Annotated in this window: 14 protein-coding genes; 5 read left to right on the forward strand and 9 right to left on the reverse strand. The window is 65.8% G+C overall.

The features are described from left to right. Position 1: 1 nt before the first annotated feature. On the reverse strand, positions 2-196 hold the full coding sequence (locus tag ACQY8M_RS12330; protein WP_428672311.1) for a hypothetical protein: 195 nt from the start codon (positions 194-196) through the stop codon (positions 2-4). Positions 197-354: 158 nt separating this feature from the next. Here ACQY8M_RS12330 and ACQY8M_RS12335 point away from each other — a divergent pair, with 158 nt between their 5' ends. Further along, complete coding sequence (locus ACQY8M_RS12335; RefSeq protein ID WP_428672313.1) at positions 355-1,542, forward strand: acyl-CoA dehydrogenase family protein; 1,188 nt, start codon at positions 355-357, stop codon at positions 1,540-1,542. 197 nt (positions 1,543-1,739) lie between these two features. Here the strand turns inward: ACQY8M_RS12335 and ACQY8M_RS12340 are convergent, their stop codons facing one another. Genes ACQY8M_RS12340 through ACQY8M_RS12355 form a run of 4 tightly spaced genes read right to left on the reverse strand, consistent with a single transcriptional unit; the run spans position 1,740 to position 6,296 of the window. Continuing rightward, positions 1,740-2,468 carry an ABC transporter ATP-binding protein gene (locus ACQY8M_RS12340; RefSeq protein ID WP_428672315.1) on the reverse strand — a complete coding sequence of 243 codons (729 nt, stop codon included), beginning with the start codon at positions 2,466-2,468 and terminating at the stop codon, positions 1,740-1,742. Beyond that, positions 2,465-3,316: an ABC transporter ATP-binding protein gene (locus ACQY8M_RS12345; protein ID WP_428672317.1), complete on the reverse strand. Its 852-nt coding sequence runs from the start codon at positions 3,314-3,316 to the stop codon at positions 2,465-2,467. The genes ACQY8M_RS12340 and ACQY8M_RS12345 overlap by 4 nt, the downstream gene beginning before the upstream one ends. Next, positions 3,313-5,136, reverse strand: a complete 1,824-nt coding sequence (locus ACQY8M_RS12350; protein WP_428672319.1) for an ABC transporter permease — start codon at positions 5,134-5,136, stop codon at positions 3,313-3,315. Before ACQY8M_RS12350 ends, ACQY8M_RS12345 begins: the two co-directional genes overlap by 4 nt. Positions 5,137-5,138: 2 nt before the next feature. Then, positions 5,139-6,296, reverse strand: a complete 1,158-nt coding sequence (locus ACQY8M_RS12355) for an ABC transporter substrate-binding protein (RefSeq protein ID WP_428672321.1) — start codon at positions 6,294-6,296, stop codon at positions 5,139-5,141. 233 nt (positions 6,297-6,529) lie between these two features. On the opposite strand from ACQY8M_RS12355, the gene ACQY8M_RS12360 reads away from it, so the two are divergent. From ACQY8M_RS12360 to ACQY8M_RS12370, 3 genes are read left to right on the forward strand one after another with little or no spacing between them, the layout of a single operon-like run. Continuing rightward, positions 6,530-7,552, forward strand: a complete 1,023-nt coding sequence (locus tag ACQY8M_RS12360; RefSeq protein WP_428672323.1) for a putative FMN-dependent luciferase-like monooxygenase — start codon at positions 6,530-6,532, stop codon at positions 7,550-7,552. A 12-nt stretch (positions 7,553-7,564) separates the two neighbouring features. Further along, positions 7,565-8,161 (forward strand): CMD domain protein, encoded by a 597-nt coding sequence (locus ACQY8M_RS12365; RefSeq protein ID WP_428672325.1) that lies wholly within the window; start codon positions 7,565-7,567, stop codon positions 8,159-8,161. A gap of 8 nt (positions 8,162-8,169) precedes the next feature. Next, on the forward strand, positions 8,170-8,775 hold the full coding sequence (locus ACQY8M_RS12370) for an alkylhydroperoxidase domain protein (protein WP_428672327.1): 606 nt from the start codon (positions 8,170-8,172) through the stop codon (positions 8,773-8,775). Between the two features lie 76 nt (positions 8,776-8,851). Here ACQY8M_RS12370 and ACQY8M_RS12375 read toward each other — a convergent pair whose 3' ends face one another. The 3 genes from ACQY8M_RS12375 to ACQY8M_RS12385 form a co-directional block, all read right to left on the reverse strand. Beyond that, positions 8,852-10,756: an ABC transporter substrate-binding protein gene (locus tag ACQY8M_RS12375; protein WP_428672329.1), complete on the reverse strand. Its 1,905-nt coding sequence runs from the start codon at positions 10,754-10,756 to the stop codon at positions 8,852-8,854. A 22-nt stretch (positions 10,757-10,778) separates the two neighbouring features. Next, entirely contained in the window at positions 10,779-11,009 is a 231-nt protein-coding gene (locus ACQY8M_RS12380; protein ID WP_428672331.1) for a hypothetical protein, read from the reverse strand. 177 nt (positions 11,010-11,186) lie between these two features. Then, positions 11,187-12,155, reverse strand: a complete 969-nt coding sequence (locus tag ACQY8M_RS12385) for a TauD/TfdA dioxygenase family protein (protein WP_428672333.1) — start codon at positions 12,153-12,155, stop codon at positions 11,187-11,189. A 56-nt stretch (positions 12,156-12,211) separates the two neighbouring features. On the opposite strand from ACQY8M_RS12385, the gene ACQY8M_RS12390 reads away from it, so the two are divergent. Then, the gene (locus ACQY8M_RS12390) at positions 12,212-13,297 is read left to right on the forward strand and encodes an alpha-hydroxy acid oxidase (protein WP_428672335.1); all 1,086 of its coding nucleotides are present in this window, start codon (positions 12,212-12,214) and stop codon (positions 13,295-13,297) included. 116 nt (positions 13,298-13,413) lie between these two features. On the opposite strand, the gene ACQY8M_RS12395 is transcribed toward ACQY8M_RS12390, so the two are convergent. Beyond that, positions 13,414-14,166 carry an SDR family oxidoreductase gene (locus ACQY8M_RS12395; protein WP_428672337.1) on the reverse strand — a complete coding sequence of 251 codons (753 nt, stop codon included), beginning with the start codon at positions 14,164-14,166 and terminating at the stop codon, positions 13,414-13,416. Between the last annotated feature and the right edge of the window lie 12 nt (positions 14,167-14,178).

Genomic DNA, 14,178 nt, shown 5'->3' on the forward strand with positions numbered 1-14,178 from the left:
GCTACGCTTCGGGCCGACAGTCCGGCGCGGGCTGCAGCTTCGCCGCAGCCAGCCGGGCGTGGCCCAACGTGTTGAATTCGGTGCCGTCCAGCTCGGAGAACGGACGGGCGAAGGCGTGGAAGCGGAAGGTGTTGCCTTCCTTGAGGATGAAGCCCGCGGGCTTGCCCCAGACTTCGACGACTAGCGGTTCCGACATGACTCACTCCGCTCTTGCTCAGTTCACAGATGGGGGCAGCTCGTTCCCGCCGCAATAGAATCGCTTTGCGAATTCGCAGTGTTTCCTGAGAGGAAAAGACCATGCCCGACTCGGGGCCGATCAGTTGGACTCCCTCGCCCGTGCTGCCCAAGACCCCAATGTCTTTCGCAGATGTTGGTTACGAGGAAATGCTGTCGCGGGCGCGCGCGCTGAAAACGGTGCTGGCCGAGCGTGCCGAAACCTGCGAGCGGCTGCGCCGCCTGCCCGACGAGACCGAGCGAGACCTGCACGAGGCCGGGCTCTTTCGTGTCGCGCAACCCAAGCGCGTCGGCGGAGCGGAGCTCGATGTCCGGATTTTCGTCGATGCTGCCGCCGAACTGGCGCAGGTCTGTCCGTCGACCGCCTGGAACTTCGGCAATCTCGCAAGCCATCACTGGATGCTGGGCTATTGCGACCCGCGCATCCAGGACGAGATCTGGGACGTTTCGCCCGATACGCTGATCGCCACGTCGCTTGCCTTTCCCTGTGGCAAGGGCCGCAAGGTCGACGGCGGTTGGGAAGTGACCGGCCGCTGGCCGCTGTCCTCGGGCGTCGACAACTCCGACTGGAACATGCTGGGGTTCATCGTGCGTGAACGCGACGATGGGCCGCCGGTCGATCACCGCTTCGCGCTCTGCCATCGCTCGCAATACGAGATCATCGACACATGGCATGCAGTGGGCCTCGCCGGCACGGGCTCGAAGGACGTTGCGACCACCAAGCTATACGTGCCGGATTACAGAACCATCTCCGCCTGGGCGATGAACGGCAAACCCCATGCGGGCTCTGCGGTGAATCCGGGCCTGCTGTGGCGGCTGCCTCTGCTGGCGCTGGGCCCCTACGTGCTCTCGGGTGTGATGCTGGGTTGCGCGCAGGGCGCGTACGAAACCGTCGTCGGTGCGGCCCGCAAGCGCAACGCGACGTCGAGCGGCCAGCCGGTCGGCGCCAGCCAGGCGATCCAGATCAAGGTCGCCGAGGCGAGCGCGCGAATCGATACTGCGGAGATGTTGATGCGCGCGGTTTGTGGCCACGCGATGGCGGTCGCGCGCAGCGGCCAGGAGCCGCAGCATGCCGACAAGCTGCGTTATCGCCGTGACGCCTTCTTCTCGGTGCGCCTCTCCTTTGAGGCGGTGAACATCCTGATGAATGTCGCGGGCTCGAGCGGCCTCTATCTCAAGAACTCCATGCAGCGTCTGTTCCGCGATGCCCACGCCTGCAACGCGCATGTCATGTTCTCACCCGACGTGCAGGCCCCACTGTTCGGCGCCCACCAGCTCGGCATGTCCGGCCCACCACCGCTGATGTGAAGACAGGCGGGTAGGTACGAGAAGCGATAGTAGCCTCCCTCCCCCGCTTCGCGGGGGAGGTGTCAGCGTCTTACGCTGACGGAGGGGGAGGGCGGCGGAGATGGTGCGTCACGCCCCCTCCGTCGCGGATTACCGCGCCACCTCCCCCGCAAGCGGGGGAGGAGAGCTACGGTGAAAGCTGCAACTACACTTGCAACTCAAGCCGCCTCTTGCCCGCCGAGATAGGCATCGCGGATGCGCGGGTCGGCGCGCAGCTCCGCGGCCGGGCCGTCGAGCACGATGCGGCCGGTCTGCAGCACATAGGCGTGGTGCGCGATCTCGAGGGCGAGGCTGGCATTCTGCTCGACCATGAAGACAGTGACGCCTTCCTTGTTGATCGCGGCGATCAGGTCGAGCACGCGGTCGACCCACAGCGGCGAGAGGCCCATGGTCGGCTCGTCCATGCAGATCAGCCTGGGCCGGCCCATCAGCGCACGGGCCATCGCCACCATCTGCTGCTCGCCGCCCGACAGGGTGCCGGCGCGCTGACTGAGGCGCTCGGCGAGCTTGGGGAACTGGGTCAGCACGCGGTCGAGGTCCTCGGCGATCGCCTTGTGGTCCTTGCGCGTGAAGGCGCCCATCAGCAGGTTCTCGCGCACGCTCATCTCGCCGAACAGGCGGCGGGCCTCGGGGACTGAGCCCACGCCGCGGCGCACGATCTGCGGCGTCGGCAGTCCGGTGATGGGCTGCCCGTCGAACCGCACGACACCCGACCGGGGCTTCACCAGGCCCAGGATGATTTTCATGGTGGTCGACTTGCCGCTCGCATTGCCGCCCAGCAGGCAGACGATCTGGCCGCGCCCGACGACCAACGAGAAGTCGAAATGGACCTGCACTGGTCCGTAGAAGGTGTTCACGCCCTCGATCGAGAGCAGCGGCTCGCTCATTCGGTGGCCTCCTCGACCGGCGCACGGTCGGCACGGCGATGGCCGAGATAGGCCTCGATCACCTTGGGGTCGTTGCGCACGTCAGCGGGTTTGCCGTTGGCGATGACATGGCCCTCGTCCATCACCACGACCCGGTCGGAGAGCTGCATCACCATGTCGAGCTTGTGCTCGATCAGCAGGATGGTGAGTCCGGTCTTCTTGAGGTCGCCGATCAGGCCCTGCATTTCGGCGGTCTCGGTCTGGTTCATGCCGGCGGTCGGCTCGTCGAGCATCAGCAGGCGCGGACCGAGGGCGAGCGCACGGCCGATCTCGACCCGGCGACGATTGGCGTAGGATAGACTGTAGGCGGGATTGTCCTTGCGCGGCAGCAGGCGCTCGCCGAAGCGGGCCAGGATCTGCAGCGCCTCTTCGCGCATTCGGGTTTCCTCGGCCTTCACCCTGCCCGGCCGCACGAGAGCGAGCGCCAGCTCGGCGACCGGTTCGAGCAGGGAGAGCGGGCCCGGCCACGACGGCCGCACGGATTTGAAGCGGACATGCGCACCGACCAGGATATTGTCGAGCACCGTCAGGTTCGCGAACACGCGGCCATGCTGGAAGGTGCGCGCGACGCCTCGTGCTGCCAGCCGGTCGGGCGGCATGCCAGTGACGTCATGGCCCTCCAGCGAGACCTTGCCCGCATCGGCTTCGTCAAGGCCGGTGACGAGGTTGAACAGGGTCGTCTTGCCCGCGCCGTTCGGCCCGATGATCGAGACGAACTCGTGCTCGGCGACGTCGAGGTCGACGGCATCGACGGCGGTGAGGCCGCCGAAGCGGCGGGTGAGGCCACGGACCTCGAGCATGCTGGTCATACCGTGCCCATGATGCCCTGCGGCCGGAATCGGACCAGCAGCAGCAGCACGAGGCCGTAGATCAGCACGCGGTACTCGGCGGCGACGCGAAACACCTCCGGCAGGCCAACCAGCAGCACCGAGCCGACAATGGCGCCGGTGACGTTGCCCATGCCGCCCAGGATCACGATGGTCAGCGCCAGGATCGAGAGCTGGGCATTGAAGGTCTCGTGATTGATGTAGGAATAGATGTGCGCGGTGATCGCGCCGCTTACACCCGCGGCGAAGCTGCCGACGGCGAAGGCGAGCGCCTTGTAGCGGTCGAGCCGAATGCCGTAGGAACGCGCCGCTACGTCGTCGTCACGCACCGCGCGCAACACGCGGCCGAGATGCGAGCCGAGCAGACGGAACTGCAGCGCCGCCAGCACAACCATCACCGCTAGGGTGAACCAGTAAACCGAGCGGTCCGTATCGAGCTCGAAGCCGAACAGGGACAGAGACGGGATGCCCGAGACGCCGATCGGGCCGCGCGTCAGGGTCTCCCAGTTCAGGATCACCAGCGATACGATCTCGCCGATCGCGAGCGTCGCGATGGAAAAGTAGTGGCCGCGCAGGCGGAACGAGGGAAAGACCAGGACAGTGCCAAGCAGGGCCGTGAAGAGGCCGGCCGACAGCATGGCGAGAGCCACCGGAACGCCCAAATTGAGCGCCAGCAGGGCCGAGGTATAGCCGCCGATTGCCAGCAGCGCGGCATGCCCGAGCGATATCAGGCCGACCGTGCCAGCGATCAAGGTGAGGCTGAGGCCGAGCAGCGCGTAGAGCCAGGAATTGATCAGCGTCTGCATCACGTAGGGATGCGGGAACACCAATGGCACCATCGCCGCCACGATGGCCGCGCCGACCAGCGCCTTGGGCGGGATGACGATCGGCCTGCTGGGCGCGATGAAGGTGCCGGTCATCGGCTCGGGCGGGGTCTGGCGGCGGCTGGCGAACAGGCCGTTGGGCCGCAGCACCAGCACGACCACGAGCAGGATGAAGGCGAAGAGGTTGCGGTAGCTGGTGCCGAACAGCGCAATGCCATAGCTCTCGACCAGGCCCAGCAGCAGGCTGCCAGCGATCGCGCCCGGCACGTTGCCGACGCCGCCCACGACCTGCGCCACGACGCCCTTGAGCGTCGCCTGGAAGCTCATCGCCGGGTCGATGTAGTTGTAGTACATGCCGACCAGCAGGCCCGCCACGGCACCCAGCCCGGAGGCGATCGCGAATACCACGCGATGCACGGCGTCCACGTCGACGCCCATCTGCTGCGCAGCGTCGCGGTCCTGTGCCGTCGCCCGGACCGCCCAGCCGAGCCGCGTGTAGCGCAGGAAGTAGTAGAGCAGGCCAGCGCTGATCAGGCCGATGCCGGCGATCAACAGGTCGAGCGCGCCGATCGTGCCGTTGCCGATCTGGAAGCGCGTGTCGAGCAGCGAGCTCGGCAGGGCGCGCGGATCGGGCGAGAAGGACAGCTGCACCAGCTGGTCCAGCACGAAACCGATGCCGATGGTTGCCAGCAGCGGCGCGATGTGGGCATAGCCCTGGAGCGGCCGCAGGCCGAAGCGCTCGATGCCGAGGCCGAGCAGAGCGCCGACCACGACCACGATGACGATGGTGAGGGGCAGCGGTGTGCCCAACTTCGTCACGGCGAGGAAGCCGGCGTAGGCACCCACGACATAAACCGAGCCGTGGGCGAAGTTGATCAGCCGGCTCACCCCGAAGATGAGGGCAAGGCCGACCGCCAGCAACGCATAGATGTTGCCGATGATGATGCCATTGACGGTGTAGTCGATCCAGGAGGCCAAGATCAGCGCACCGCGGCGTGGGCCTCGTTGAGCTGGAACGTGCCATCCTTGACGACCAGCTCGACGTTCATGGCGCCGTCGACACGGCGTGTCTTGGTGTCGAAGGTCGTCTTGCCGAAGATCACGCTCGGCACGTCCTTGACCTTCGCGAGGCCGTCATGGATCGATTTGCGGTCGGTGCCGGACTCGCGCATCACCGCGGCCATCAGGATCATCGTGTCGTAGGCGTAGGCATTGAAGGCGTCCGGCTCCTTGCCGTACTTGGCCTTGAACTTGGCCACGAATTCCTTGACCAGCGGCCGCGAGTCGCCGGGGAAGTAGCGTGAGGCGGTGTAGATGCCCTCGACTGCGTCGCCGCCCAGCTCGATGAACTTGGGCGAATAAACCGAGCTCGCCGCCACTATGGGCAGCGTCAGGCCAGCCTGCTTGGCTTGGCGCGCGATCAGCGCACCGTCGGAGTAGTAGGAGATGAGCATCAGCCCATCGGGCTTGGCGTCGCGCACCCGCACCAGGGTCGAGCGGAAATCCTTCTCGTCGGCCAGGTAGCCCTCGGTGGCGACGATTTCGGCACCCATGTCCTTGGCCGCCTTGACGAAGATGTCCTTGCTGGTGCGGCCCCAATCGGTGTTGAGGTGCAGCACGGCGATGCGCTTCAGGCCGAGCCGCTTGACCGCGTAGGCGGCGCTGAGCGGCTGCTCGTCGGCCTGGCTGACCGAGTTGCTCCACATGTAGTCGCCGCCCTTGGTGAAATCGGGATGCGAGTTGGTGAAGCCGAACTGCACCAGCTTGGCCTTCTGGTAGATCGGCGAGGCGGCCATCGACGCGGGGCTGGAGAAATCTCCGAGTTCGGCCACGATCTTCGGGTCGGCGACGAATTTCTGCGCCACCGCCACCGACTGGCGCGGGTCGCTTTGCGAATCCTCGAACTGATAGGCGAGCGGCCGGCCCTTGATGCCGCCGCCGCCGTTGATCTCGTCGAGCGCGAGATCGAAGCCCATCTTCCATTGCGCGCCGTATTGAGCGTTGGGGCCGGTGAGCGGGCCGCTCACGCCGAGGTAGATCGGCTCGCCCTTGGCCGGTTCGGCACCGGCCGGGGCAATGGCGACGAGGAGTGCGGCGGCGGAGGCGCCGAGCAGGAGACGGCGATGAAGCACAGGCATGGAACACCTCACACTGGGGTCCGTGGCGAACGGGGCGCAAAACGTGGCAGTCGTGGACTTCCCGGCCAATAGAATGTTCGTGTCGAAGAATCGCTGCCGGAAACCACATCCTCACGTCGTGCAATCACATTACGGCAAGAACCATGCACGGATTGTACCAGCGACCGGGGCACAGGGCGCATGAGACATGCTGGTGCTTGCATGAGGCCAACGTTCGCGCGAGGGTCGCGCGCATGATCAAGCGTCTGGGTTTTTTCACGCGCCTGCTCGATGAAACGAATGCGGCAGAACGCTACCGCCTCGCAACCGCACAGATTGTGCAAGCCGAGCGCAGCGGCTTCGACTCGGCATGGATTGCACAGCATCACTTCCACGAGGCCGAGGGTGGGTTGCCGGCACCATTCGTATTTCTTGCCCACGTTGCTGCCTCGACCTCGCGCATCCGGCTCGGCACGGGAATCGTCACCTTGCCGCTCGAGCTGCCGGTGCGGGTGGCAGAAGATGCCGTGGTGCTCGATCTGCTGAGCAACCATCGTCTGGAAATCGGCGTCGGGCCCGGCGGCAACCTCACCGCCTTCACCGCCTTCGGCCTCGACAGCAGGGACCGTCATCGCCTGATGAACGGCAATCTCGATATCATGCGCTTGGCGTGGGCCGGTGGCGAGTTGCCGGGTGGCGACCGGCTCTACCCGTCGAGTCCCACGCTGGTCGATCGCATCTGGCAGGCGACGTTCTCGGTCGAAGGCTCGCGCCGGGCGGGCGCTGCCGGCGACGGGCTGATGCTGTCGCGCACCCAGCCGCGCGACCCGAGCGCGCCGTTCCTTGCGCTCGACGCGATGCAGAATCCGATGCTGGATGCCTACTTCGAGGCGCTGCCGGAGAATCGTGGACCGCGCATTCTCGCCTCGCGCACCGTCTTCGTGGTCGACGATCGCAGGGATGCCTATCGCTTCGCCGAGACCGGCCTGCCGCGCCTGGTCAACAAGCGCGCGGCGATGGGTGGTCCAACGCCGACAGGTTCCGTGCACGACCTGATCAAGGCATTCGACGTCCATCTCGGCACGGCCGACGAGGTGATCGAGTCGCTCGCCGCGGACACGACACTGGAGCGTGCGACCGACCTCACGATGCAGGTCCATTCGATCGACCCGCCGCATCCCTTCATCCTGCGCTCGATCGAGCTGATGGCGGAGAAGGTGGCGCCCGCGTTAGGCTGGGTACGCGACGAGACGGCGAGCGTTCGCCGCGTCGCCTGAGGAAGGACGAGAATGGAAGCCGACGTCATCGACACCCTGGCCGGCATCGCGCCCGGCTCGCACCTCGACTCGGTGCGGCGAACGCGCCGCGCGGTGGCGCGCGAGCACGCGCAGAAGAGCTACGATTCGCTGTTCGCGCCGGGCGACACCGGCGGCTTCGGGCTGCTCGAGCGCTTCGCCGTTGCGGTGTTCGTGGCCGGCCTGCACGGGCAGGCGGCGATCAAGGAGTTCTATGCCGCCAAGCTCAGGGGTGCGGCTGCGACCGACGCGACCCGCGCGTCGATCGATGCGGAGATCGCCGCGGCGGCAACCAAAGGTCCTTACGGCGCCTATCCGAAAGGTCCGCTCAGCAAGGAAGACACGCAGGGGCCCATCCATCGCGTCGCCGACGCGCATCGCGAGGCGCTGGGGCCCCGTTTGTCGGCGGCCTTCGAGCACGTGCACATGCTGGTCTTCCATCCGCGCGATGCGGCTCCACCCTCGCTGCAGGCGATGCTCGATGCCGGCTGGACGACCGACTCCGTCGTGACGCTGTCGCAGCTCGTCGCGTTTCTCTCCTTCCAGATCCGGGTGGTGGCAGGCCTCAAGGTCCTCGCCGCCAAGTCGTGAGGCCCAGCATGACCGACAAGACCGTTCCGCAATCCGGCCACGTGGTGCCGGCCGTCTTCACCCGCGACATGCTCGACTGGTTGCCGTGGCTCGAGCCGGTTGCCGCCGACCAGATGACCGAGCGGCAGCTCGCCAGCCTGGTCGACGCCGCCCGCGTGAAGTCCGACTACTTCCGCCTGCTGGCACGCGATCCCGACGTGCTCGAGGCGCGCACCCGCACCGACAAGGACATCTTCTACAATCCCGACGCGGGCCTGCCGCGCGCCGAGCGCGAGCTTGCGGCGGCGGCGACGTCGCGGCTGAACGGCTGTATTTACTGCGCTTCCGTCCACGCGAGGTTTGCGGCGACCTATTCCAAGAGGGCCGGCGACGTCGACAGGCTCCTGGCCGAAGGCGTCGGCGCCGATCTCGACAAGCGCTGGAACGCGATCGTGGCGGCATCGGTGGCGCTGACCGAGACGCCGATCTCGTTCGGGCCGCGGCACATCGATGCGCTGCGCGAGGTCGGGCTGGACGACGACGCCATCGTCGACGTGATCAACGCCGCCTCGTTCTTCAATTGGGCGAACCGGCTGATGCTGTCGCTCGGAGAGCCGGTCCCGGCGGCGTCTTGAGCGTGGGGGCGCGCCACTCCAGTGGCGCGATCATGATCATGACGCGTCACTGGGGTGACGCGCCCCCGGCGGAAGACTACTGCGACATCCAGAACGTGTCGGGCTTGTAGAGGCCGATGTAGCCGCCCGGATCCCAGGCGTAGTAGCCTTCCTTCGGCACGTTCCTGACCTTTGGCCCGACGACGATCGGCTGCCTGATGCCGTTTACGGTGCCGATCGTGAACACCTGGTCGGCATTGGTCTCGAGGATATTCTCCCACGCCTTGAGGCGCGTGGCCTCATTGGTCGAGGTTTCCCATTCCCGGAGATAGTCGAGCAGGACGCAAGCCTCTTTCAGGTCGCACTTCTCACCCTGCTTGCCCTTGCTCTCGATGAACATGCCCCAGCGCGACCACTGCAGGCCGCCCTGTGTCGTGGGCGCGAATTCCTTGGGGCTGGTATCGACCGTCGGCGCCGCGGTGACGATGCCGGCATAGGCCGTCATCAGCGCCTCGCCGGAGAAGGTGCGCAGGCGGAAGTTCTCGCGCGTCTGCGGCTTGAACAGCAGCTTGATGCCGATCTGCTTCCACTGGTCGGCGATCAGGGACAGCGCATCGGCATCCTCGGTCTCCTCGCTGGCATGCTCGGCGATGATGGTCGCCTGCCGGCCGTCCGGCAGCAGACGGAAGCCGAGGTCGCTGCGCTGGGTGAGGCCCATCTCGTCGAGCAACGCGTTTGCCGCTTTGGGATCGTAGATCGCCCACTTGGTCGCGTACTCGGGCTTGAACAGCGGCGAGCGCTGCATGATCGTGTTGTTGGAGGGATTTGCCAGCCCGATATAGACGACCTCGTTCAGCTCATCGCGGTCGACGGCGAGCGACAAGGCCCGCCGGAAGCGCACGTCGCGCATCACCTTCCGCCACACCTCGTCCTTGACGTTCAGGTTGGGATAAAGGGCGAGCTGCGAGCCCGACCCCGACTCCCAGAGCAGGACCTCGACGCCCGAGCTCTTGCTGCTCTTCTTCAGGAAGGTGTAGTCGCGCATGTTGAGGTAGCGCGGCTGCAGGTCGGCTTCGCCCAGTCCCGCCTTTGCGGGTATCAGATTGGTCGCTGCCAGGGTGAAGATCACACGGTCGAAATAGGGCAGCTGCACGCCCTTCTCGTCGATCCGATAATAGTAGGGATTGCGATCGAACACGAAACGTTGCGCTGGCGCCGACGTCATCAGCTTCCAGGCGTTGAGCGTCGGCAGGTCCGGGTTGTCGTTGTTGTACATCACGTCGACGCGACGAAAGATCTGGACCCAGCTGGTTTGGCCGCCCTTGGCCTCCTTGGCGATCTCTTCGGCCGGCGTGTACTTCGTGTGGAATTTCTTGAGGTAGTGCGCCGGCCGGTACAGGAACAGCGGGGCGGCGCGCGCCTGGCTCTCGATGAAGTAGGGATTGGGCTTTTCCCAGGTGAACTTGATCGTCACCGGATCGAGGATCTCGACCACGGGCGGCTTGCCATCGACCAGCAGTTCGATGCTCGGCCCGCCGGGCGACAGCTCCTTGTTGTTGACGATGTCTTCCCAGAAGAAGCGGAAGTCCTCGGTCGTGAACGGCTGACCATCTGACCATTTGTGGCCGGGCCGGAGCTTGAGGGTGAATTCGCGGCTCTCCTTGGCTTCGTAGCTCTCGAGGATGTCGGGCTGCAGCCTGAAACGGTCGTCGTACACGATCAGCCGCGCGTTGGCGTAGAGCGTCATCATGCGCGTATCGCGCGCGGTGGCCATCAGCATGTTGACCTGTCCGCCCGAACGGCCGGGACCGTCCGAACCGGAGAAATGCTTCACGACCGACGGCGCTTCGGGGATGCGCTTGTCGACCGGCGGCAGCGCCCCCGACTTCACCTGATCGGCGAACATCGGCGTCTCCCGCATCGGGGGCAGGGGATCGGCTTCGGCGCCGAGCGGACTCCAGATGGCGAGGGCAATCGCCGCCGTGAATACGCGCCTCTTCATGTCGAAACCTCGCCTCTACTCTTCATTCGGCCTTCGTACCGGACAGTTTTACCAGTTCGGCCCATCGGACGGCATCACGTTTGACGAACTCGCCGAAAGCCTCGGCTGCCAACGGCGCGCCCGCCAGTCCGACATCGCGCAGGCACTGGATGAAGATGGGGTCGGCAAGGGCCTTGTTCAATTCGCCATCGAGGTGCTCGACCACCGCCCTGGCCGAGCCGAAATAGGGTACGTGGGTGGCCGAGAAGGGCATCTTCGAGCAGATCAGTTCGGTCAGGAGGTGATGGGCCGTGGGGACGCCGGGGCGTGCCGACGGTTGCCAGCAGCGGCGTATGGCCGTCCGGCGGCGCCCTGCTTGTTGTCGATCACCGCCGGCTGGCCGAAGCCCGCCTGCAAGCGCCCGCCGACCAGAAGCGACCGCCGCCGCACGTCAGTAGCGGTCGAAGGCGCGCTTCGGTCCGGGCCGAGTGCCGTCGGCGATGGCGGGCTTCACCGTGCCGTTGGCCGGCACCGTGTCCTCCGTGTAGACGCCGGTGACGCCCTGCGGCTTGTCGCCCTTCACCGTGACCCGCTCCATCGTGCGCCGCGCCGGGTAGTAGTCGTGGCTGGCGTAATGCTGGACCGAGCGGTTGTCCCACATCACCAGCGTGTCGGGCTGCCACTTCACGCGAAGCTGGTACTCGGGGATCGTCGCCTGGCGGTAGAGGAACTCGAGCAGCGCATCGCTTTCGTCGGCCTTGAGGCCCTTGATGCGCGTGCAGAACTGGCGATTGACATAGAGCACCCGCCGTCCGGTCACCGGATGCACGCGCACCACCGGATGCCACGGGTTGGGGAAATCGTCCTCGAGCTTGCGCAGCTTGGCGCGATCGCTCTGGCCGAACAGCGGCCGCCATGGCTTGAAGTCGTGCAGCGCCTCCAGCCCATGGATGTGCTGCTTCATACGCTCGCTGAGGCCGCGATAGGCCGCGCTCATCGAGGCGAACAGCGTGTCGCCGCCGGCCTCGGGGATGACCTTGCCGCGCAGGATGGTGGCCATCGGCGGTGCCTCGCGGAAGGTTTCGTCGACATGCCAGATGTCGGTCAATGCCGGCGGATTGTCGGCCGAATAGTCGAGGATGATGACTTCGGGCTTGTCCGGCAGGTTGGGCGAGAAGGGATGGATCGACAGCTCTCCGAACAGCGCGCCGAACGCCATCTGCTGATCGACCGTGATGTCCTGGTCGCGCAACACGATCACCTCGTAGTTCACGAAGGCGTCGTGGACGATCCTGAACTGTGCTGGCGAGAGTGGACGGCGCAGATCGACGCCTTCAATTTCAGCGCCGATGAAGCCGTTGATCGGACGCACGCGGATTTCCGCTTCGCTCTGCAGCACGGCCGCTGCTGATGCTGCCATTGCTTCCTCCGCCTTGTTTGTTGCGCTAAGTCTAGCGCCTCGACAGCGGGGGAACCATGGCAAGCGGTCTGGAAAACGAATACGTAACGCTGCACGAGGTCGTTAAGGCGGCCAAGATCCGGCTCAACGGCAATATCTGGGATTACCTGGTCGGCGCCACCGAGACCGAGACGACGATGCGGCGCAACCGTTTGGCGCTGGATTCGATCGCCTTCAAGCCGCGCGTCCTGCGCGACGTGAGCAAGATCGATCCGTCGTCGGAGATCTTCGGCAAGAAGCTGCGCATTCCCGTGCTGCTGGCGCCGGTCGGCTCGCTGGAATCCTTCGAGCCCGGCGGCGGCATCACCGTCGCGAAAGGCGCCGGCGCGGGCGGCGTCGGCATGTTGATCAGCTCGGTGACCACGCTCAAGCTCGAGGATATCGTCAAGGGCGGTGACGGCCCCAAGATTTATCAGCTCTATGTCCGCGGCGACGACAAGTGGGTGGCCGAGCGGGTCAAGCAGGCAATGGGCGCAGGCTATGACGCCTTCTGCATCACCGTCGACACCGCCGTCTATTCGCGCCGCGAGCGCGACATCGCCAAGCGCTTCGTGAAATCGTGGCGCACCGCGGCGACCGGGCAGGATCACCAGGCCGCGTTCTCGTGGGACAACTACAAGCGTGTGAAGAGCCAGTTTCCCGACGTGAAATTCATCCTCAAGGGTCTGGGCTGTGCCGAGGATGCCGAGATCGCGATCAAGGAAGGCACCTGGGGCGTCTATTGCTCCAACCACGGCGGCCGCCAACTCGACCACGGCCGCGGCTCGGCGGCGGTGCTGCCGGAGATCGTCGAGGTGGCGAAAGGCAAGGCCAAGATCATCGTCGACGGCTCGTTCAGCCGCGGCACCGACATCGTAAAAGCGATCTGCCTTGGTGCCGACTGGGTGGGCCTGGGCCGCCTCTATTGCTACGGCCTCGCCGCCAACGGAGCGGCCGGGATCGAGCGCGTGGTCGAGCTGCTCGAGGAAGAGATGAAAGAGGTGATGGGACTGCTCGGCGTCTCGAGCCTCAAGCAGCTCGACAAGAGCTACATCACCCAGGCCATGCCGACCAACCTGCCCAGCGTGCACTCAGCCTTCCCGCTGATGCACGAGGGGTACTGACGAGGCTGCGCGTCGGACCGACGAGACGTGCCGCCTTCCCCCGCAGACGAGGGAAGGCATGATTCTTTGCCTTCCCCCGTCTGCGGGGGAAGGTGCCCCAAAGGGGCGGATGGGGGTCAGCCTCTCCCGACGAACGGCATCTTGGTCGCCATGACCGTCATGAACTGCACGTTCGCATCGAGCGGCAGGCTGTCCATGTAGACGATCGCATTGGCAACCGCCTCGACGTCCATGCGCGGCTCGACCCGCGTCGACCCGTCGGGCTGCAGCACGCCCTTGGTCATGCGCTCGGTCATCGGCGTCACTGCATTACCGATGTCGATCTGGCCGCAGGCGATGTCGTACTGACGGCCGTCGAGCGAAGTCGACTTGGTGAGACCGGTGATGGCGTGCTTGGTCGAGGTATAGGCGACCGAGAACGGCCGCGGCGCATGGGCCGAGATCGAGCCGTTGTTGATGATCCGCCCGCCCTTGGGCGACTGATCTTTCATGATCTTCATCGCTTCCTGGGTGCATAGGAATGGGCCGGTAAGATTGGCGGCCACGACGTTGAGCCAGGTCTCGTAGGGCAACTCCTCGAGCGGCACGGGCGGCGCGCCGCCGCCGGCGTTGTTGAACACCAGGTCGAGCCGGCCGAACGTCGCCTTAACCTTGGCGAACAGCGCCACGATGTCGTCACGCTTGGTGACGTCCGTCGGCACGGCGAGGGCGTTCGGCGCATTGTTGCCCGCCATCGTCGCCGTCTCGTCGAGCGCATCCTTGCGTCGGCCGGCCAGAGCCACCTTGTAGCCGTTCTTCAGCAGGGCCAGTGCCGAGGCCCGGCCGATGCCGCTGCCCGCGCCGGTGACGACTGCGATCTTACCGCTCATGAATGTTTCCTC

Origin of the sequence: Reyranella sp. (assembly GCF_965279465.1) — a bacterium.
Classification (GTDB): domain Bacteria; phylum Pseudomonadota; class Alphaproteobacteria; order Reyranellales; family Reyranellaceae; genus Reyranella.

Coding starts and splice junctions, on each gene's coding strand:
- ACQY8M_RS12330 (WP_428672311.1), bottom strand. CDS start 196: ATGTCGGAACCGCTAGTCGTCGAAGTCTGGGGCAAGCCCGCGGGCTTC.
- ACQY8M_RS12335 (WP_428672313.1), top strand. CDS start 355: ATGTCTTTCGCAGATGTTGGTTACGAGGAAATGCTGTCGCGGGCGCGC.
- ACQY8M_RS12340 (WP_428672315.1), bottom strand. CDS start 2,468: ATGAGCGAGCCGCTGCTCTCGATCGAGGGCGTGAACACCTTCTACGGA.
- ACQY8M_RS12345 (WP_428672317.1), bottom strand. CDS start 3,316: ATGACCAGCATGCTCGAGGTCCGTGGCCTCACCCGCCGCTTCGGCGGC.
- ACQY8M_RS12355 (WP_428672321.1), bottom strand. CDS start 6,296: ATGCCTGTGCTTCATCGCCGTCTCCTGCTCGGCGCCTCCGCCGCCGCA.
- ACQY8M_RS12360 (WP_428672323.1), top strand. CDS start 6,530: ATGATCAAGCGTCTGGGTTTTTTCACGCGCCTGCTCGATGAAACGAAT.
- ACQY8M_RS12365 (WP_428672325.1), top strand. CDS start 7,565: ATGGAAGCCGACGTCATCGACACCCTGGCCGGCATCGCGCCCGGCTCG.
- ACQY8M_RS12370 (WP_428672327.1), top strand. CDS start 8,170: ATGACCGACAAGACCGTTCCGCAATCCGGCCACGTGGTGCCGGCCGTC.
- ACQY8M_RS12375 (WP_428672329.1), bottom strand. CDS start 10,756: ATGAAGAGGCGCGTATTCACGGCGGCGATTGCCCTCGCCATCTGGAGT.
- ACQY8M_RS12380 (WP_428672331.1), bottom strand. CDS start 11,009: ATGCCCTTCTCGGCCACCCACGTACCCTATTTCGGCTCGGCCAGGGCG.
- ACQY8M_RS12385 (WP_428672333.1), bottom strand. CDS start 12,155: ATGGCAGCATCAGCAGCGGCCGTGCTGCAGAGCGAAGCGGAAATCCGC.
- ACQY8M_RS12390 (WP_428672335.1), top strand. CDS start 12,212: ATGGCAAGCGGTCTGGAAAACGAATACGTAACGCTGCACGAGGTCGTT.
- ACQY8M_RS12395 (WP_428672337.1), bottom strand. CDS start 14,166: ATGAGCGGTAAGATCGCAGTCGTCACCGGCGCGGGCAGCGGCATCGGC.